Annotated in this window: 15 protein-coding genes; 8 read left to right on the top strand and 7 right to left on the bottom strand. The window is 69.1% G+C overall.

Annotated elements, in window-relative coordinates:
* Positions 1–21 precede the first annotated feature (21 nt).
* The gene (locus tag AQI88_RS09655) at positions 22–1,215 is read right to left on the bottom strand and encodes an RtcB family protein (RefSeq protein WP_066995170.1); all 1,194 of its coding nucleotides are present in this window, start codon (positions 1,213–1,215) and stop codon (positions 22–24) included.
* A gap of 215 nt (positions 1,216–1,430) precedes the next feature.
* On the opposite strand from AQI88_RS09655, the gene AQI88_RS09650 reads away from it, so the two are divergent.
* The 3 genes from AQI88_RS09650 to AQI88_RS09640 all read left to right on the top strand — a co-directional run bounded on the left by AQI88_RS09650 (position 1,431) and on the right by AQI88_RS09640 (position 4,644).
* A complete protein-coding gene (locus tag AQI88_RS09650; RefSeq protein WP_066995167.1) occupies positions 1,431–2,288 on the top strand; it encodes a hypothetical protein in 858 nt (285 codons plus the stop codon).
* A gap of 126 nt (positions 2,289–2,414) precedes the next feature.
* The gene (locus AQI88_RS09645; RefSeq protein WP_107118519.1) at positions 2,415–3,299 is read left to right on the top strand and encodes a DUF3558 family protein; all 885 of its coding nucleotides are present in this window, start codon (positions 2,415–2,417) and stop codon (positions 3,297–3,299) included.
* A 109-nt stretch (positions 3,300–3,408) separates the two neighbouring features.
* On the top strand, positions 3,409–4,644 hold the full coding sequence (locus AQI88_RS09640) for a DUF2637 domain-containing protein (RefSeq protein WP_208615748.1): 1,236 nt from the start codon (positions 3,409–3,411) through the stop codon (positions 4,642–4,644).
* Between the two features lie 61 nt (positions 4,645–4,705).
* On the opposite strand, the gene lysS is transcribed toward AQI88_RS09640, so the two are convergent.
* On the bottom strand, positions 4,706–6,445 hold the full coding sequence (gene lysS, locus AQI88_RS09635) for a lysine--tRNA ligase (RefSeq protein WP_066995164.1): 1,740 nt from the start codon (positions 6,443–6,445) through the stop codon (positions 4,706–4,708).
* A gap of 209 nt (positions 6,446–6,654) precedes the next feature.
* Here lysS and argS point away from each other — a divergent pair, with 209 nt between their 5' ends.
* Complete coding sequence (gene argS, locus AQI88_RS09630) at positions 6,655–8,418, top strand: arginine--tRNA ligase (protein ID WP_066995161.1); 1,764 nt, start codon at positions 6,655–6,657, stop codon at positions 8,416–8,418.
* 29 nt (positions 8,419–8,447) lie between these two features.
* On the opposite strand, the gene AQI88_RS09625 is transcribed toward argS, so the two are convergent.
* Positions 8,448–9,413: a helix-turn-helix transcriptional regulator gene (locus tag AQI88_RS09625; RefSeq protein WP_066995158.1), complete on the bottom strand. Its 966-nt coding sequence runs from the start codon at positions 9,411–9,413 to the stop codon at positions 8,448–8,450.
* A gap of 61 nt (positions 9,414–9,474) precedes the next feature.
* Here AQI88_RS09625 and AQI88_RS09620 point away from each other — a divergent pair, with 61 nt between their 5' ends.
* The 4 genes from AQI88_RS09620 (at position 9,475) to AQI88_RS09605 (ending at position 11,412) form a co-directional block, all read left to right on the top strand.
* The gene (locus AQI88_RS09620; protein WP_066995156.1) at positions 9,475–9,861 is read left to right on the top strand and encodes a VOC family protein; all 387 of its coding nucleotides are present in this window, start codon (positions 9,475–9,477) and stop codon (positions 9,859–9,861) included.
* Between the two features lie 156 nt (positions 9,862–10,017).
* Positions 10,018–10,296, top strand: coding sequence for a hypothetical protein (locus AQI88_RS09615; protein WP_066995153.1), 279 nt, complete (start codon positions 10,018–10,020; stop codon positions 10,294–10,296).
* Between the two features lie 20 nt (positions 10,297–10,316).
* Positions 10,317–10,541: a hypothetical protein gene (locus AQI88_RS09610; RefSeq protein ID WP_066995150.1), complete on the top strand. Its 225-nt coding sequence runs from the start codon at positions 10,317–10,319 to the stop codon at positions 10,539–10,541.
* 58 nt (positions 10,542–10,599) lie between these two features.
* The gene (locus tag AQI88_RS09605) at positions 10,600–11,412 is read left to right on the top strand and encodes a DUF4253 domain-containing protein (protein WP_066995147.1); all 813 of its coding nucleotides are present in this window, start codon (positions 10,600–10,602) and stop codon (positions 11,410–11,412) included.
* 25 nt (positions 11,413–11,437) lie between these two features.
* Here AQI88_RS09605 and AQI88_RS09600 read toward each other — a convergent pair whose 3' ends face one another.
* From AQI88_RS09600 to AQI88_RS09585, 4 genes are all read right to left on the bottom strand, one after another.
* Positions 11,438–12,640, bottom strand: a complete 1,203-nt coding sequence (locus AQI88_RS09600; RefSeq protein WP_066995144.1) for an aminotransferase-like domain-containing protein — start codon at positions 12,638–12,640, stop codon at positions 11,438–11,440.
* A 177-nt stretch (positions 12,641–12,817) separates the two neighbouring features.
* Positions 12,818–13,174 carry a DUF805 domain-containing protein gene (locus AQI88_RS09595; RefSeq protein ID WP_066995141.1) on the bottom strand — a complete coding sequence of 119 codons (357 nt, stop codon included), beginning with the start codon at positions 13,172–13,174 and terminating at the stop codon, positions 12,818–12,820.
* Positions 13,175–13,438: 264 nt separating this feature from the next.
* On the bottom strand, positions 13,439–14,431 hold the full coding sequence (hemB, locus tag AQI88_RS09590; RefSeq protein WP_066995138.1) for a porphobilinogen synthase: 993 nt from the start codon (positions 14,429–14,431) through the stop codon (positions 13,439–13,441).
* Between the two features lie 312 nt (positions 14,432–14,743).
* Positions 14,744–15,997 carry an RNA-guided endonuclease InsQ/TnpB family protein gene (locus AQI88_RS09585; RefSeq protein ID WP_066996040.1) on the bottom strand — a complete coding sequence of 418 codons (1,254 nt, stop codon included), beginning with the start codon at positions 15,995–15,997 and terminating at the stop codon, positions 14,744–14,746.
* Positions 15,998–16,033 lie beyond the last annotated feature (36 nt).

Genomic DNA, 16,033 nt, shown 5'->3' with positions numbered 1-16,033 from the left:
AAAGGCCGGGGGTCTCTTTCGTCAGCCCTTCACGCAGACGACCTGCTTCAGCTTCGCCACGACCTGCACCAAGTCCCGCTGCTGGTCGATGACCTGGTCGATGGACTTGTAGGCGCCCGGGATCTCGTCCACGACGCCGGAGTCCTTGCGGCACTCCACGCCCCGGGTCTGCTCCTCCAGATCCTTGGTCGAGAAGCGCTTCTTGGCCGCGTTACGGCTCATCCGCCGACCCGCGCCGTGCGAAGCGGAGTTGAAGGCCTTCTCGTTCCCGAGGCCCTTCACAATGTACGAACCCGTGCCCATCGAACCCGGGATGATCCCGTACTCGCCGGAGCCGGCCCGGATCGCTCCCTTACGGGTGACCAGCAGGTCCATACCCTCGTACCGCTCCTCCGCCACGTAGTTGTGGTGGCAGGAGATCTCCGGCTCGAACGTCGGCTTGGCCTTCTTGAACTCCTTGCGGATCACGTCCTTCAGCAGCGCCATCATCAGCGTGCGGTTGTACTTGGCGTACTCCTGCGCCCAGAAGAGGTCATTGCGGTAGGTCGCCATCTGCGGGGTGTCTGCGACGAACACAGCGAGGTCGCGGTCGACCAGGCCCTGGTTGTGCGGGAGCTTCTGAGCCACGCCGATGTGGTGCTCGGCGAGTTCCTTGCCGATATTGCGGGAGCCGGAGTGGAGCATGAGCCAGACTGAACCATCCACACTCGTACAAACTTCAATAAAGTGGTTGCCTGACCCAAGTGTCCCTATTTGCCCAATTGCCCGGCCCTTACGAAAGTGCACCGCTTCGGCAACCCCGTCGAACCGCCCCCAGAAGTCCTCCCACCCAGCCGTAGCCAGCCCATGGAAGTCCCCCGGCTCGACGGGATCCTCATGCATCCCTCGCCCCACCGGAATAGCCTGCTCGATCTTCGACCGCAGTCGCGACAGATCCCCCGGAAGATCATTCGCCGTCAGTGACGTCTTCACCGCCGACATCCCGCAGCCGATGTCGACGCCCACCGCCGCAGGGCATACAGCCCCCTGCATGGCGATGACCGACCCGACCGTCGCACCCTTCCCGTAGTGGACGTCCGGCATGACCGCCAGGCCCTTGATCCACGGGAGGGTGGCCACGTTCTGGAGCTGGTGCAGGGCCACGTCCTCCACCGTCGCGGGGTCGGTCCACAGGCGGATCGGGACCTTCGCGCCCGGCATCTCTACGTACGACATGTCTTCCTCATTCCCCCGGAAACAACAACAAAAGGCTTAAGAGCAACAAAACGCAAAAGCGGTGCCAAGGTCTATGAAAAGGGACAGAGGACCGGCGTCCACAGCAGTGCGTGCGATACACATTGTCTCCAGGGGTCGCCCCGCCGCGGCAAGCGAATAACCAGCGGGGACACTGAAGCACCGAGCGAGCGCACACCGTCGAGAGGAGCCCGACCGTGCAGCGGAAGGCGTACGTAACCGGCACCGCCGCCCTCCTCGCGGCGCTGTTGGCGGGCTGCACGAGCGGGTCCGGGGGCGACGGCCCGACGGACAACGCCAACCCGGGCGACGCCGGTACGGCGACGGTGGCGGCCCAGCCCGGCAAGTACCGCAGCCTCCCCGAGCCCTGCGGCGCGGTCGACCACGACACGCTCGACTCCCTGCTGCCGGGCATCAAGCAGATCGCCGACCCGGACCAGCGGGACAAGGCCTACCAGGGCGACGCCGCGCTCACCTACAACACCGACCGCAAGGTGGGCTGCCGCTGGAAGGTGGAGTCCGCCGACGCCACCGACCGCCTCTCGGTCGACTTCGAGCGCGTGGTGTCGTACGACAACACGGTCAGCGACGACGATCAGGCGACGAAGCTGTTCCAGGGGATGGAGACGGCCGCCGACCTCCCCGAGCCGAGCGCCACCACGGCCACGCCCACCCCCACGGCCACGGCGAGCGGCACGGCGTCCCCCTCCGCCTCAGCGGCCTCGCCGACCTCGTCGGCCACCGCCTCGGGCTCCCCGTCCGACTCGCCCTCCGACTCGCCCTCCGGCTCCGCCTCGGGTGCCACCCCGGCCGATCTCCAGCCCCGCGTCCTGACCGATCTCGGTGACGAGGCGTATCTGGACGACCAGCTCGACTCCTCCGGTTCGACGGCGCAACAGCGCACGGTGACTGTGGTCTTCCGCACGTCGAACGTCGTCGTCACCATCGAGTACGAGGAGCAGCCGATGGCCACCGGAACGGTCCCGGACAGCAAGGAATTGCAGGACAGGGCCCGTAATCTGGCCTCCCAACTGGCCGACGCGCTCAACGGCTGACACCCGCCGAGGCCCCTTCGGCCGCCACCCGCAAAGCGTGTGAACGGAAACCGCACAGCTCCTTCACCGCGTACCGTGGCCCCGCAGGAACCCGAACGAACACCGAGCGTCACGAGTGAAGGAACCATGCAGCGAGCAGCTCAGCGAGACGACCGTGCCCAGCGAAGCCAGCGAGCCGAGCGCCTGCGCCGCGCTCTTGTCTGCGCGGCAGCCGTTCCCGCGGTCCTGATCACCGCCGCCTGCTCGTCGGACAGCGGCGACTCCAAGGACAAGGGTGGCGCCGGCGCCCAGCAGACCGCCGGCGGCAGCTCGTCGTCGCAGCAGCCCTCGGCCAGTGCGTCCCCGACGGTCCAGGCGGCCGCGTACCAGAAGCTTCCCGAGCCGTGCGCGGTGGTGTCGAAGAAGACGCTGTCCGACCTGGTCCCGAAGGACACCTCGGGCAAGCAGGGCAGCTCCGACGACGTCAAGACCCGTTCCTCCTGCTCCTGGAGCAGCCTGGACAACAACGGCGTCAAGGGCTCCCAGTTCCGCTGGCTGAACGTCTCCCTGCTGCGCTTCGACTCGGACACCAGCCGCGGTTCCGGCAACGAGCAGGCGCATGCGTACTACGCCCAGCAGGTCAAGGATGCCCAGGCGGTGTCCGGTGCGAAGAACGCCAAGTCGGAGCCGGTCGCGGGCGCGGGTGAAGAGGCGACGGCGGTGCGTTACGACCTGAAGAAGAAGGAGGGGACCTTCAAGCAGCAGACGGTGGTCGCCCGGGTCGAGAACGTCGTCATCACGCTCGACTACAACGGCGCCGGTCTCGCGGGCGAGAAGACGCCGAGCGCCGACGACCTGACCAAGGCTGCGGAGAAGGCTGTCAAGGAGGCGGTTGCGTCGGTCTCGGCTGCCAACGGCGGGGGTTCGTCGTCCGGTTCGTCCACGACGGCCCCGGCTTCCCCTTCCAAGTCTGCGTCCAAGTCCCCGTCCTCCAGCGCTTCTCCGTCCAAGTCGGCCACGAAGAAGAACTGAGAAGGGCCGACCGGGTCCACGTTCGCCGTACACGTGTGCCACCCTGTTGCGCGCAACAACACGCAAGGGGAGGGGAGTACGAGTGGCCGCGCCACTGCAGCTGACTCGGATGCACCGCATACTCATCGGCGTGGTCGTGTCCGGCGCATTGATCATCGCCGGTATCGGCTTCGCCGGTTCGTACGCGGCCGTCCGAGCGCTGGCCATCAAGAAGGGCTTCGGGAACTTCTCCTATGTGTTCCCGGTCGGCATCGACGCAGGCATCTGTGTCCTCCTCGCCCTCGACCTGCTCCTGACCTGGATCCGCATCCCGTTCCCGCTGCTGCGTCAGACGGCCTGGCTCCTGACGGCGGCGACGATCGCCTTCAACGGGGCCGCCGCCTGGCCGGATCCGCTGGGTGTGGGCATGCACGCGGTGATCCCGATTCTGTTCGTGGTCGCCGTCGAGGCGGCCCGGCATGCCATCGGCCGTATCGCGGACATCACTGCCGACAAGCACATGGAGGGCGTCCGGCTGACGCGCTGGCTGCTCTCCCCGCTCCCCACGTTCCTGCTGTGGCGTCGTATGAAGCTGTGGGAGCTGCGCTCCTACGACCAGGTGATCAAGCTGGAGCAGGAACGTCTCGTCTACCAGGCGAGGCTGCACGCCCGTTTCGGCCGGGCCTGGCGCCGCAAGGCCCCGGTGGAGTCCCTGATGCCGCTGCGGCTGGCCCGCTACGGCGTCCCCCTGGCGGAGACGGCTCCGGCGGGCTTGGCGGCGGCGGGGATAGAGCCGGTGCTCATACCGCCGGTGGCTGCGGTCAGTCGTACCGCTGGGGCGGCTCCCGTGCCGCAGAAGAGCGCGCCTATCGGCGAGCAGCGCCCCCAGTTGCCCGGCCAGCGCACCGGGGAACCGCAGAACGCCCAGGCCGAGGACGAGAGTCCCTGGTTCCAGGCCCCGCGCGAGATCGACTACCACGGCGGCTACGACCCCACCTACGAGCCGCCCCCGGACCCTCAGTACGTCCCTGAGGAACAGTACGAGGAGTGGTACGAGGAGCAGCCGCCGGAGCAGTTCCAGCAGCCCTCCCCGGAGGACACGGGCAGCTTTCCCATTCCGGTGGGCCCGAACCGCACCCGCGAGCTCGGCGAGGGCGGCGGCACTGCGCCGGTGGAGCCGGACGAGGAGGCCTACTACCAGGTCTTCCGCCAGTCGATAGACGGCAGCTACCCGACCGCCGGCCAGTTCCGCGGCGACGTGGAGGCGACGTACGGCATCTCCCTGCCGCAGCGTGAGGCCGAGCGCATGGTCAACCGCTTCACCAGCCGCCACTCGGCGGAACTGCAGGACGACCACATCGCATAAAGCAGGCAAAAAGAGGGGCCCTCTGCTGAGGGCCCCTCTTTTTTTCTGCTTTTTCTACGGCTTACTCCCCGAGCAGGGCTCGTACCCGCTCCTGCCCCACGGCGAGCAGCAGCGTGGGCAGCCGCGGCCCGGTGTCCCGCCCGACCAGCAGGTGGTACAGCAGGGCGAAGAAGGTCCGCTGAGCCGTCTTGATCTCCGGCGGCAGCTCCTTGGGCGTCGCGTCGGCCGGGAAGCCGGCCTGCACCTTGGGCACGCCGTACACGAGGTGGGTCAGCCCGTCGAGGGACCAGTGCTCGGCGAGCCCGTCGAGCAGCAGCCGTACCGACTGCTGGGACGCCTCGTCGAGGGACTTCAGCAGGTCGGCGTCGGGCTCCTCGCGCACGATGGTGCGCTGGTCGGCGGGGACGTGGGTGTTGATCCACGCCTCCGCCTTGTCGTAGCGGGGCCGCGCCTCGTCCAGCGAGGAGAGCGGCTGCTCCGGGTCCAGCTCGGAGAGGATGCGCAGGGCCTGGTCCTCGTGCCCGGCGGTGATGTCGGCGACGGACGCGAGCGTGCGGTAGGGCAGCGGACGTGACGTCTTCGGCAGCTCGGCGGCGGCGGTGCCGACGGCGCGCGTGTACGCGGCCACGTCCGCCGGGAGCGCGGAGCCGTCGGCGACCTTCCCCGCCAGCTTGTCCCACTCGTCGTAGAGGCGCTGGATCTCCTGGTCGAAGGCGATCTTGAAGGACTGGTTGGGCCTGCGGCGGGCGTAGAGCCAGCGCAGGATCTGCGGCTCCATGATCTTCAGCGCGTCGGCCGGGGTGGGTACGCCACCGCGCGAGGACGACATCTTCGCCATCCCGGAGATGCCCACGAAGGCGTACATCGGGCCGATGGGCTGCTTGCCGCCGAAGATGCCGACGATCTGCCCGCCGACCTGGAAGCTGGACCCCGGAGACGAGTGGTCGACACCGCTGGGCTCGAAGACGACGCCTTCGTACGCCCAGCGCATCGGCCAGTCGACCTTCCAGACCAGCTTGCCGCGGTTGAACTCGCTGAGCCGGACGGTCTCGGCGAAACCGCAGGCGGTGCAGGTGTACGCCAGCTCGGTGGTGTCGTCGTCGTAGGAGATGACGGTCGTCAGGTCCTTGTCGCAGTTGCCGCAGTACGGCTTGTACGGGAAGTACCCGGCGGAGCCGGAGCTGCCGTCGTCCTCGGCCGCGGCGCCCGAGCCCTCCTCGGCCTCCAGCTCGGCCTCGTCCACGGCCTTCTGCTGGGGCTTCTTGGCCTTCGGCTTGGTCCGGTACTGGGCGAGGATCGCGTCGATGTCACCGCGGTGCTTCATGGCGTGCAGGATCTGCTCGCGGTAGACGCCGGAGGTGTACTGCGCGGTCTGGCTGATCCCGTCGAACTCCACGCCGAGCTCGGCGAGCGACTCGATCATCGCGGCCTTGAAGTGCTCGGCCCAGTTCGGGTACGCGGAGCCCTTCGGGGCCGGGACGGAGGTCAGCGGCTTGCCGATGTGCTCGGCCCACGACTCGTCGATGCCGGCGATTCCGGCCGGGACCTTGCGGTACCGGTCGTAGTCGTCCCACGAGATCAGGTGCCGGACCTGGTACCCGCGCCGGCGGACCTCGTCGGCGACCAGGTGCGGGGTCATGACCTCGCGGAGGTTGCCCAGGTGGATGGGGCCGGAGGGGGACAGGCCGGACGCGACCACGACCGGTTTGCCCGGGGCCCGGCGCTCCGACTCTTCGATGACGTCATCCGCGAAACGGGAGACCCAGTCGGTGGTCTCGGTGCTCTGAGCCACGATCGGCACGTCCTTCTTTCTCCATGGGCAGCCGGTACGGTCACACGGCTGACGCTCCATTGTCCCAGTTGGGACCACAACCACGAAAACGCCTTTTCAACGCGTTGGACGGCGCGCCCCTCGCCCGCGTTCACTCACGGACGGGAAAATTCGCTTTACCCCCCGTGGGATACTGGCCGGGTCTATCCATCCCCACGAGGAGAACGGCACCCCTTCCTATGGCCTCGGTCACGTCCCTCAGCGACTCCGTCCAGCAGCAGCTCGCGTCCGCCCTCTCGGCCACTGTGCCGGAGGCCGCCGGTGCCGACCCGCTGCTGCGACGAAGCGACCGGGCCGACTTCCAGGCCAACGGGATCCTGGCGCTCGCCAAGAAGGCGAAGGCGAACCCGCGGGAGCTGGCCACCCAGGTCGTCTCCCAGGTGGTGACCGGTGACGTGATCAAGGAGGTCGAGGTCTCCGGCCCCGGCTTCCTGAACATCACGATCACGGACAAGGCGATCACCGAGAACCTGGCCGCGCGGTACGCGGACGAGACGGGCCGCCTCGGCGTGCCGTCCGCCGCGAACCCGGGCACGACGGTGATCGACTACGCGCAGCCGAACGTGGCGAAGGAGATGCACGTAGGCCACCTGCGCTCCGCGGTCATCGGCGACTCGGCCGTCCAGCTCCTCGAGTTCACCGGTGAGAACGTGGTCCGCAGGCACCACATCGGCGACTGGGGCACCCAGTTCGGCATGCTCATCCAATACCTGGACGAGCACCCGCACGAGCTGGACCACAAGGCTGCCCAGGTGACCGGTGAGGAGGCGATGTCGAACCTCGACCGCCTCTACAAGGCCGCGCGCAAGCTGTTCGACTCCGACGAGGAGTTCAAGACGCGGGCCCGGCGCCGGGTGGTGGACCTCCAGTCCGGCGACCCGCACACGCTCGCCATGTGGCAGAAGTTCGTGGACGAGTCGAAGATCTACTTCTTCTCGGTCTTCGAGAAGCTGGACATGGAGATCCGGGACCCCGACATCGTCGGCGAGTCCGGCTACAACGACATGCTGGCCGAGACCTGCCGCCTGCTGGAGGAGTCGGGCGTCGCGGTCCGCTCCGAGGGCGCCCTGTGCGTCTTCTTCGAGGACGTCAAGGGCCCGGACGGCAATCCGGTCCCGCTGATCGTGCAGAAGTCGGACGGCGGCTACGGCTATGCGGCGACCGACCTGTCGGCGATCCGTGACCGCGTCTTCAACCTGAAGGCGAACACGCTCCTGTACGTGGTGGACGCCCGTCAGGGCCTGCACTTCAAGATGGTCTTCGAGACCGCGCGGCGGGCGGGCTGGCTGAACGACGACGTCAAGGCCTTCCAGCTGGCCTTCGGCACGGTCCTTGGCAAGGACGGCAAGCCGTTCAAGACGCGTGAGGGCGAGACGGTCCGCCTGGTCGACCTGCTGGACGAGGCGATCGAGCGCGCGTCGGCCGTGGTCCGGGAGAAGGCCCAGGACCTGTCCGAGGAGGAGATCGCCGAGCGGGGTGCCCAGGTGGGCATCGGTGCGGTGAAGTACGCGGACCTGTCCACGTCGGCGATCCGGGACTACAAGTTCGACCTGGACCAGATGGTCTCGCTGAACGGCGACACGTCCGTCTACCTCCAGTACGCGTACGCCCGTATCCAGTCCATCCTCCGCAAGGCGGGCGAGGTCCGCCCGGCGGCCCACCCGGAGCTGGCGCTGGCTCAGGCCGAGCGCGCCCTCGGCCTGCACGTCGACGCCTTCGCGGAGACGGTGGCGGAGGCGGCGTCGGAGTACGCCCCGCACAAGCTGGCGGCGTACCTGTACCAGCTGGCGTCCCTGTACACGTCGTTCTACGACAAGTGCCCGGTGCTGAAGGCTGAGACGCCGGAGCAGGTGGAGAACCGCCTCTTCCTGTGCGACGTCACGGCCCGCACGCTGCACCGGGGCATGGCGCTGCTGGGCATCAGGACGCCTGAGAAGCTCTGACGAAGCCGTACCGGGACGGCCCGCCCTCACTACGAGGGCGGGCCGTCGTCGTTCTCCCGGAGCAGTTCCCGGGTACGGCACAGCAGGGCCTGTCGTACCTCGTTCGGGGCGAGGACCCGTAGGGGCGTCCCCAGGCCCAGGAGGTAGCGGGCCAGGCCGTCCGGGTCGGGGCCGCCGATGTCGACCAGGGTCGCGTCCGGGCCGTCGGGGCGGTGGGTGCCGACCGTTGCCGGGATGATCCGTAGCGCCTCCTCCACGGGGAGGGGGAGGCGGATGGTCGCGGACAGGGGGTAGGGGCCGTTCGCGATGTTGCGGGAGACCAGCAGTGCCGGGTCGGGTGGGTCGGTGATCTGCACCGGCCGTCCGGTGGACTGGAGGCGGTCGACCCGGTCGGCCCGGAACGTCCGCCACTGCCCTCGGGTCACGTCCCGCGCGACGAAGTACCAGCGCCGTCCGGTGTGGACGAGGCGGTACGGGTCGACGTCCCGGGCCGTGGTTCGTCCCTCCCCGTCGGTGTACGACAGCCGGGCCCGCTCCCCTCGCCGGCACGCGGCTGCCAGCTCCAGCAGCAGGCCGGGCCTGATCTGCGCCCCGTCGGCTCCGGGGAGGCGTACGAAGGCGTCGTCCATCTCCCCCAGGCGGTCCGCGATCCGCCGGGGCAGCACCTGACGCAGCTTCAGCAGTGCGGACAGGGCCGCCTGGTCTCCGCCGAGCGCGTCGCTCAGGGCCGCCTCGCGCAGCCCGACCGCCACGGCCAGCGCTTCCTCGTCATCGAGGATGAGCGGGGGCACCCGGGATCCGGCGCGGAGGCGGTATCCGCCCCAGGGGCCGGCGTCGGAGTCGACGGTGTAGCCGAGTTCCCGGAGCCGGGCGATGTCCCGGCGGACCGTGCGGTCGGTGACCTCCATGCGCTCGGCCAGTTCGGCGCAGGTCCAGGACGGCCGGGAGGACAGCAGGGACAGCAGCCGCAGCAGGCGGGCGGAGGCGCTGATCACACGCAGAAGTGTGGCACAACCAGGACCGGAACTGTCCTGGTCATGTCCTAACGTCGTCCCCATGAGCACGGACACCACTTCCGCACCCGCGTTCCGCTACGCCGCCGTCACCTTCGACTGCGCCGACCCCGCCGAAATGGCCCGCTTCTACGGCGAGTTGCTCGGCTTCCCGGCCCTCTTCTCCACCGACGACTTCGTCCTGCTCGGCCGGCAGGGCGCGGCCGGCCTCGGCTTCAACCGCCTGGCCGACTACCGCCCGCCGACCTGGCCGGACCCGGCCCAGGAGAAGCAGGCGCACATCGAACTGGGCGTGGACGACCTGGACATCGCCGAGAAGCGGCTGCTCGACCTGGGCGCCACCAAGCCCGAGTTCCAGCCGGCTCCCGACCGGTGGCGGGTTCTGCTCGACCCCGCCGGCCACCCGTTCTGCATCACGACGCTCGTCTGACCGATCCAGCCCTGTCACCCGGGTCCCACCCGCCCCAACATCCAGGGCCATATGGGTGACCTCCGCGCACCGGCCCTTCACCGCCTCCACCGTGCCGCCCCACCCTGTTGCCGGGAACTCCGGGACAGGACGCGGGATTTCGGGAGGCGGCGCTTCATGGCAGGGCTGGAGATCAAGTACAGCGGCGAGTTGTTCCTGGCCAACGGGCAACAGAGCGGCTTCGCCTACGACTTCCGCAAGACCGTGGCCGCCGGCTCCTGGATCCGGCCGTGCGTGAACCAGATCTCCTTCAGCGACACGAAAGCCACCCTGGAGTACGTGTCCGAGTACGCGTTCACGGACAGCGACGACCCCGTTCCGCCGTACGGGGGCCTGACGCTCCGGGCGACCGGGAACTCCGACTTCTTCTTCTCGATGGTCCTCGTCACCCCCTGAACGGAACGGACGGTACAACCATGCGCGTACAGGCGGCATTCGACGAGGACGGACACATCATCGCGCTGGCGGAGATCGTGGCGGAGGGGGACGACCGGCTCGGTGTGCGTCTGGTGCCCTGCGCCGACCGCAAGCTCGCCGAACTGACGGTGCCGGGCGAGTGCGTCGGGGAGCCCTTGGCCGAGCTGGCTGCCCGCTATCGGGTCGAGGACGCACCGGAGGGGGCCCGGTTGATCCTCCGGTAGCGATCGTCGGTGTACAGGGCCAACGGCGTTGTCAGTGGGGTCCCTTACAGTCGGCGTCATGGCGACTCTTCCCAACCCACTGCCGAAGCTGGCCACCGACCCCAGCGGCCGTACCCTCGGGCTTCAGCTCCCGCCGGGCCGACTGATCGACGTGACGGACGACGGCCCCTGGCACGAGCCGCTGCTGTGGCACGCGGACAAGGCGGCCGCCGGCGGCACGTGGAAGGCGCTGGGCACGCCGGCCGCTCGGGCCGGGCTGCTGCCGGTGCTCGTGGACGTGGGCGGGGCCCAGGGCGGGCCGGTGGACTGGCGGTTGATGCCCGAGTTGATGTCGTATCCGGGTGATCACGACGTCGAAGAGCTCCTCGCGGAGTACTGGGAGGACAGCGCGGAGGAGGAACTGGCGGAGGAGATCGAGCCGTTCGGGTTCGAGTGGCCCGGCCTCGCGCCCGCCGGCTCCGCGACCGCCGACCCGGACACCCGTGCGGCGCAGGTCGCGGACTCGCTGGCGGAGGGCACCGAGAGCTGGTTCAAGGAGCCGCGGCTCGCCCTGGTACCGGCCCGCCGGTCCGCCGACATCCCCGCGGCGATCGGGTGGACCGGCCCGCTGAACTACGACAACGACGTGGCCCGTCTCTGCACGATCCTCCGCTCCTGGGAGGACCGCTTCGGGATACGCGTGGTGGGCCTCGGCTTCGACACCCTGGTCGTGTCCGTCGCGGCCCCGCCCACCACCCTCACCGACGCCGAGGCCCTCGCCGCAGAACACTTCGCCTTCTGCCCGGACAACATCACCCAGGGCTCGGGCGGCCTTCAGGCCTACGCCAAGGACCTCGTCGGCGACCACACCTGGTACTTCTGGTGGGACTGACCCCCTAGGGCCGGTCCCAGTGCGCTCAGCGGCTCAGTCCCCGGCCCAGTCTGCGCAGCCCCTCCGCGATCTCCTTGGGCGTCTGTGTCACGAAGCACAGCCGCAGGGTGGCGGGGTCGGGGTCGGCGGCGTAGAAGGGGGCGCCGGGGACGTAGGCCACGTCCTGCTCCACCACGCGCGGGAGCAGGGCCGTGGTGTCGTACGAGTCCGGCAGGCGGACCCACAGGAACATGCCGCCCTCGGGCCGGCTCCAGGCGGAGCCCTCCGGGAGGGCCTCGGGAAGGCCGGCCAGCATGGCGTCCCGGCGTTCGCCGTAGACGGCCCGGACGCGGGCGACGTGGGCGTCCAGGACGTCCAGGTAGCGGGCCGCGGCGAGCTGGTTGAGGGTCGGGGTGTGCAGGTCCACCGCCTGCTTGGCCACCGCGCACGCCCGCCGCAGGTCCGCGGGGGCGCGCAGCCAGCCCAGACGCAGACCGGGGGCCATGACCTTGGAGAAGGAGCCGAGCAGGACGACACGGTCCTCGGCGCCGGGGCAGGCGGCGATCCAGGGTGCGCGGGTGCCGTCGTAGCGGAGTTCGCCGTACGGGTCGTCCTCGATGACCCACAGCCCCTGGCGGGCGGCCACGGCGGCGACGGCCTCCCGGCGCGGGGTCGGCATCGTGCGGCCGGTGGGGTTCTGGAAGGTGGGGACGAGGTAGAGCAGCTTCGGATGCTCGCGCCGCACCGCCTCTTCCAGGGCCGCCGGGTCGACTCCCGCCTCGTCTCCCGGCACGGGCACCACTCTGGCCCCTGCCAGCCCGAAGACCTGAAGGGCCGCCAGATAGCAGGGGCTTTCGACCAGGACTGTGTCGCCTGGCTCGATCAGCGCGGTCGCCAGCAGGGACAGGGCCTGCTGGGAGCCGGTGGTGACGAGCAGGTCGTCGGGGGCGGTGGGCAGACCGGACGCGGTGATGCGGGCCGCCAGCCCGGAGCGGAGCGCCGGTTCGCCCTCCGTGGTGGAGTACTGGAGCGCCTGCGCCGGGGTCTCGGCCAGCACGTCCCGGAACGCGGCCGCTATGCCGTCCCGGTCGAACAGCTCGGGAGCAGGCAGACCGCCCGCGAAGTTGATCACCTCGGGGCGTGCGGTGACCGCGAGGATGTCCCGTACGGGCGAACCTCCCACGCTGCGGGCGCGGGCCGCGAGCGGCGGAACGGGGGCGCGGGGCGGCGCGGGCTCGGCGACGGTCATGACACGGCTCCTTCAACTGCGGGGACCATCTGTGCTGCCCGCAGCCTAGGAAAGGTAAGTGCCGCCTACATGCGTAATTCCGGGATCCGGACACCGCCAGGGACGGGCCCCCACCGAGCAGAGGCCGCCCGGACGACGGCCGGGCGGCCTCGGTACAGCAGCTGCGCGAGCGCGGTGTTACGCGACCGCCGGGGCTTCCTTCGGGTTCGGGCCGTACTTGTTCGTGCCCGCCTGGCCGTCCGTGCAGTAGAAGACCAGCAGGACGATGGAGCCGATCAGCGGGATGATCCCGAAGAGGATCCACCAGCCCGAGCGGCCCGTGTCGTGCAGCCGGCGCACCGTCACGGCCCAGGCCGGCAGCAGGAGGCCGAGCACGGCGATGCCGACGATGTAGGGCGCGTGGGCCGCGGCGCCGGCGGCCGCCAGCACGACGTAGATGATCGACGCGAACAGCGTGAACAGCCAGTACTCCTTGCGGCGCGCACGCCCGCTGAAGACCGCGTACTTCTTGAGTGCCTCGATGAACCAGCTCATGGCAACCCCCCAGGGATCGACGTCCAGACCCTCCGGAACGGATCAGGCCAGGCGCAGAGATTAGGGGTTTGGTGAGAGCACGTCATTCCCGTTGTGGCAGGCGCCAAACATCGTTTTCAGGACAGATCCGCCCATGATCACAGGGTGTTCCGGGGGCAGCTACCGGACGTTCCCGAAACCGAGTTCATTCCGTTTCCGAACCGAAGGCACACAGAAGCCGGTCCGGCACCCTTTCGGTACCGGACCGATCTCGAACCGTGTTCCTCAGCGCAGCTTCCGCGCCACTTCGGTCGCCCAGTACGTGAGGACGGTGCGCGCCCCGGCCCGCTTGATGCCGGTCAGCGTCTCGAAGATGGCCCGGTCCCGGTCCACCCAGCCCTTCTCGGCGGCGGCCTCGACCATCGAGTACTCGCCCGAGATCTGGTAGGCGACGACGGGCACGTCCACGCTGTCGGCGACCCTGGCCAGGATGTCGAGGTACGGTCCGGCCGGCTTGACCATCACCATGTCCGCACCCTCGGCCAGGTCCAGCTCCAGCTCCCGCAGGGACTCCCGCCAGTTGGCCGGATCCTGCTGGTAGGTCTTCCGGTCACCCTGGAGGGAGGAGGCGACGGCCTCGCGGAAGGGGCCGTAGAAGGCGGAGGAATACTTGGCGGTGTAGGCGAGGATGGCGACGTCCTCGCGGCCGATCTGGTCCAGCGCATCGCGGACGACGCCGATCTGACCGTCCATCATCCCGCTGGGCCCCACCACATGGGCCCCCGCATCGGCCTGCACCTGGGCCATCTCGGCGTACCGCTCCAGGGTGGCGTCGTTGTCGACCCGCCCCTGCGCGTCGAGCACTCCGCAGTGCCCGTGGTCGGTGGTCTCGTCGAGACACAGGTCGGACATGACGAGCAGGTCGTCGCCGACCTCGGCCCGCACATCCCGGATGGCGACCTGAAGGATCCCGTCCGGATCGGTACCCGGGGTCCCGAACGCGTCCTTCTTCGACTCCTCCGGCACACCGAAGAGCATGATCCCGGAGATCCCGGCCTCCACCGCCTCCGCAGCGGCCTTCTTCAGGCTGTCCCGGGTGTGCTGGACGACGCCGGGCATGGCCGCGATCGGCACGGGCTCGCTGACGCCCTCCCGGATGAACGCCGGAAGGATGAAGTCGGCGGGATGCAACCGCGTCTCGGCGACCATCCGCCGCATGACGGGCGAGGTCCGCAGCCGCCGGGGACGCGTACCGGGGAATGATCCGTACTTCGTCATCCCTCTACGCTACGCCCGCCCGGCCCCCGCCTTTGCCGACGCCCTGTCGGCCCGCTGACCGGATTACAGGCGGCCCACAGACAGCTCATTCGCGCCATTCACGGGCATAGCGACGCCGTCATACAAAGTCTTTGCGCTCCCCTGGCGATCCCTGAATCCGCCCGCCTCCCAGCGTTCTACGCGTGGTGCCATGCACGCGCCACCTTCGCCCCGACCGGCGGCCAGCCCACGATCTACGACTTCATCGACTCGGCCACCAGCACGCTCAGCATGACCATGTACGAGTTGGAGGACACAACGACCTCATAGCCGTCAACTACCCGGGGCTGGAAGTCCCGGGCTTGCACAACGGGCACCACTGGCTGTGGCGCTGCGTTTGCGTCCAACCCCACCCCGCTGGCGCGGTGGCAAGGCAGGGGCCGTTGACGGGGCCCCGCATCGCCACAACTCCCACGCACGGGCGCGGATGTTGCGGGAGCCGTTCCGATCTGCGTGATCAACGAATCCGCAGGACCGGCACGCGAACAAGGCCTGACTGACCCGGTTCGCCCTGTCGATGTGCCCGCACTCGGCGCAGGTGCAGGAGGTGTACGCCGGATCGACGTACACCACCGGCACTCCGGCCCGGCGGGCCTTGTACGCGATGAACATCCCCAGCTGGGCGAAGGACCAGCTGGAGTGGGTGGCCCGTTGGGGCTTACGAAGCCGTACCCGCTCGCGGATGCCCGTCAGATCCTCCAGGGCGATCCCGCGACCGGTGCGTTCAGCCTCGGCCACCACATGCTTCGCGATCTTGTGGTTGATGTCTCTGGCCCGCCGTGCCTCCTTGAGCCGCCGCTTCTTCAGGCGGCGCTTGGCTGACGGAGTGTTCTTCTTCTGGAGTTTGGCGCGCAGCTTCCGCTCGCGTACCCGGATACGGTTCAGCGCCTGCCCGGCCATGATCTCGCCGTCACTGGTGGTAGCGATGTTCACGATGCCCAGGTCAATGCCAAGGAAGTCCACTGGATCCGTGTTCAGCCGCGCCTCGGGCACCTCACAGGTGGCCAACAGGAACCACATGCCGTCCCGGCACACGAGATCGGACTCGCCCTTGCGGTACAGCGCCAGCGTCGCCAGTTGCTCCGGGGAGGCGGTGAACGCCACGTCCTTCATCCGCCCGGAGACCGTCCAGATCGAGATCCGACGCTCGGTGATCTGCCAGGACAGCATCCGGTCGTCGTACGGCTGCGCGCTCTGCGTCCGGAAGGCGATCGGCTTCCCAGTGGCCTTCCGGTACCGCTTCGAGCTGGGCGCGCCCAGGCTCCCGGCCCTGAGGTTCGCCTTCAGCACGACATAGGCGTCGCAGGTCTTCTTGATCACGTGCTGGGCAGCCTGGGCACCCAGCCGCCACCGGGCCTTGATCTCGCCGTAGGTGTGCTCGCGCAGCGCGAAGTTCTTCTTCACATCCTTCTCGAAAGCCACGCCGCTGGCCCAAGTGGCCGCCTCGTTGCAGGCGCTCAGGGTCGCCTCAAGTGCCGCCGCCTGCACGGGCGTCGGCAGCAGCCTGATCTGCACCACCAGCTTCACGATCACCCAACGTACACACACGTATGACACTCCACC

The organism is Streptomyces cellostaticus (assembly GCF_001513965.1).
Classification (GTDB): Bacteria; Actinomycetota; Actinomycetes; order Streptomycetales; family Streptomycetaceae; genus Streptomyces; species Streptomyces cellostaticus.
The sequence above is the reverse complement of the archived record's forward strand: the minus strand, read 5'-3'. Positions and strand labels throughout refer to the sequence as shown.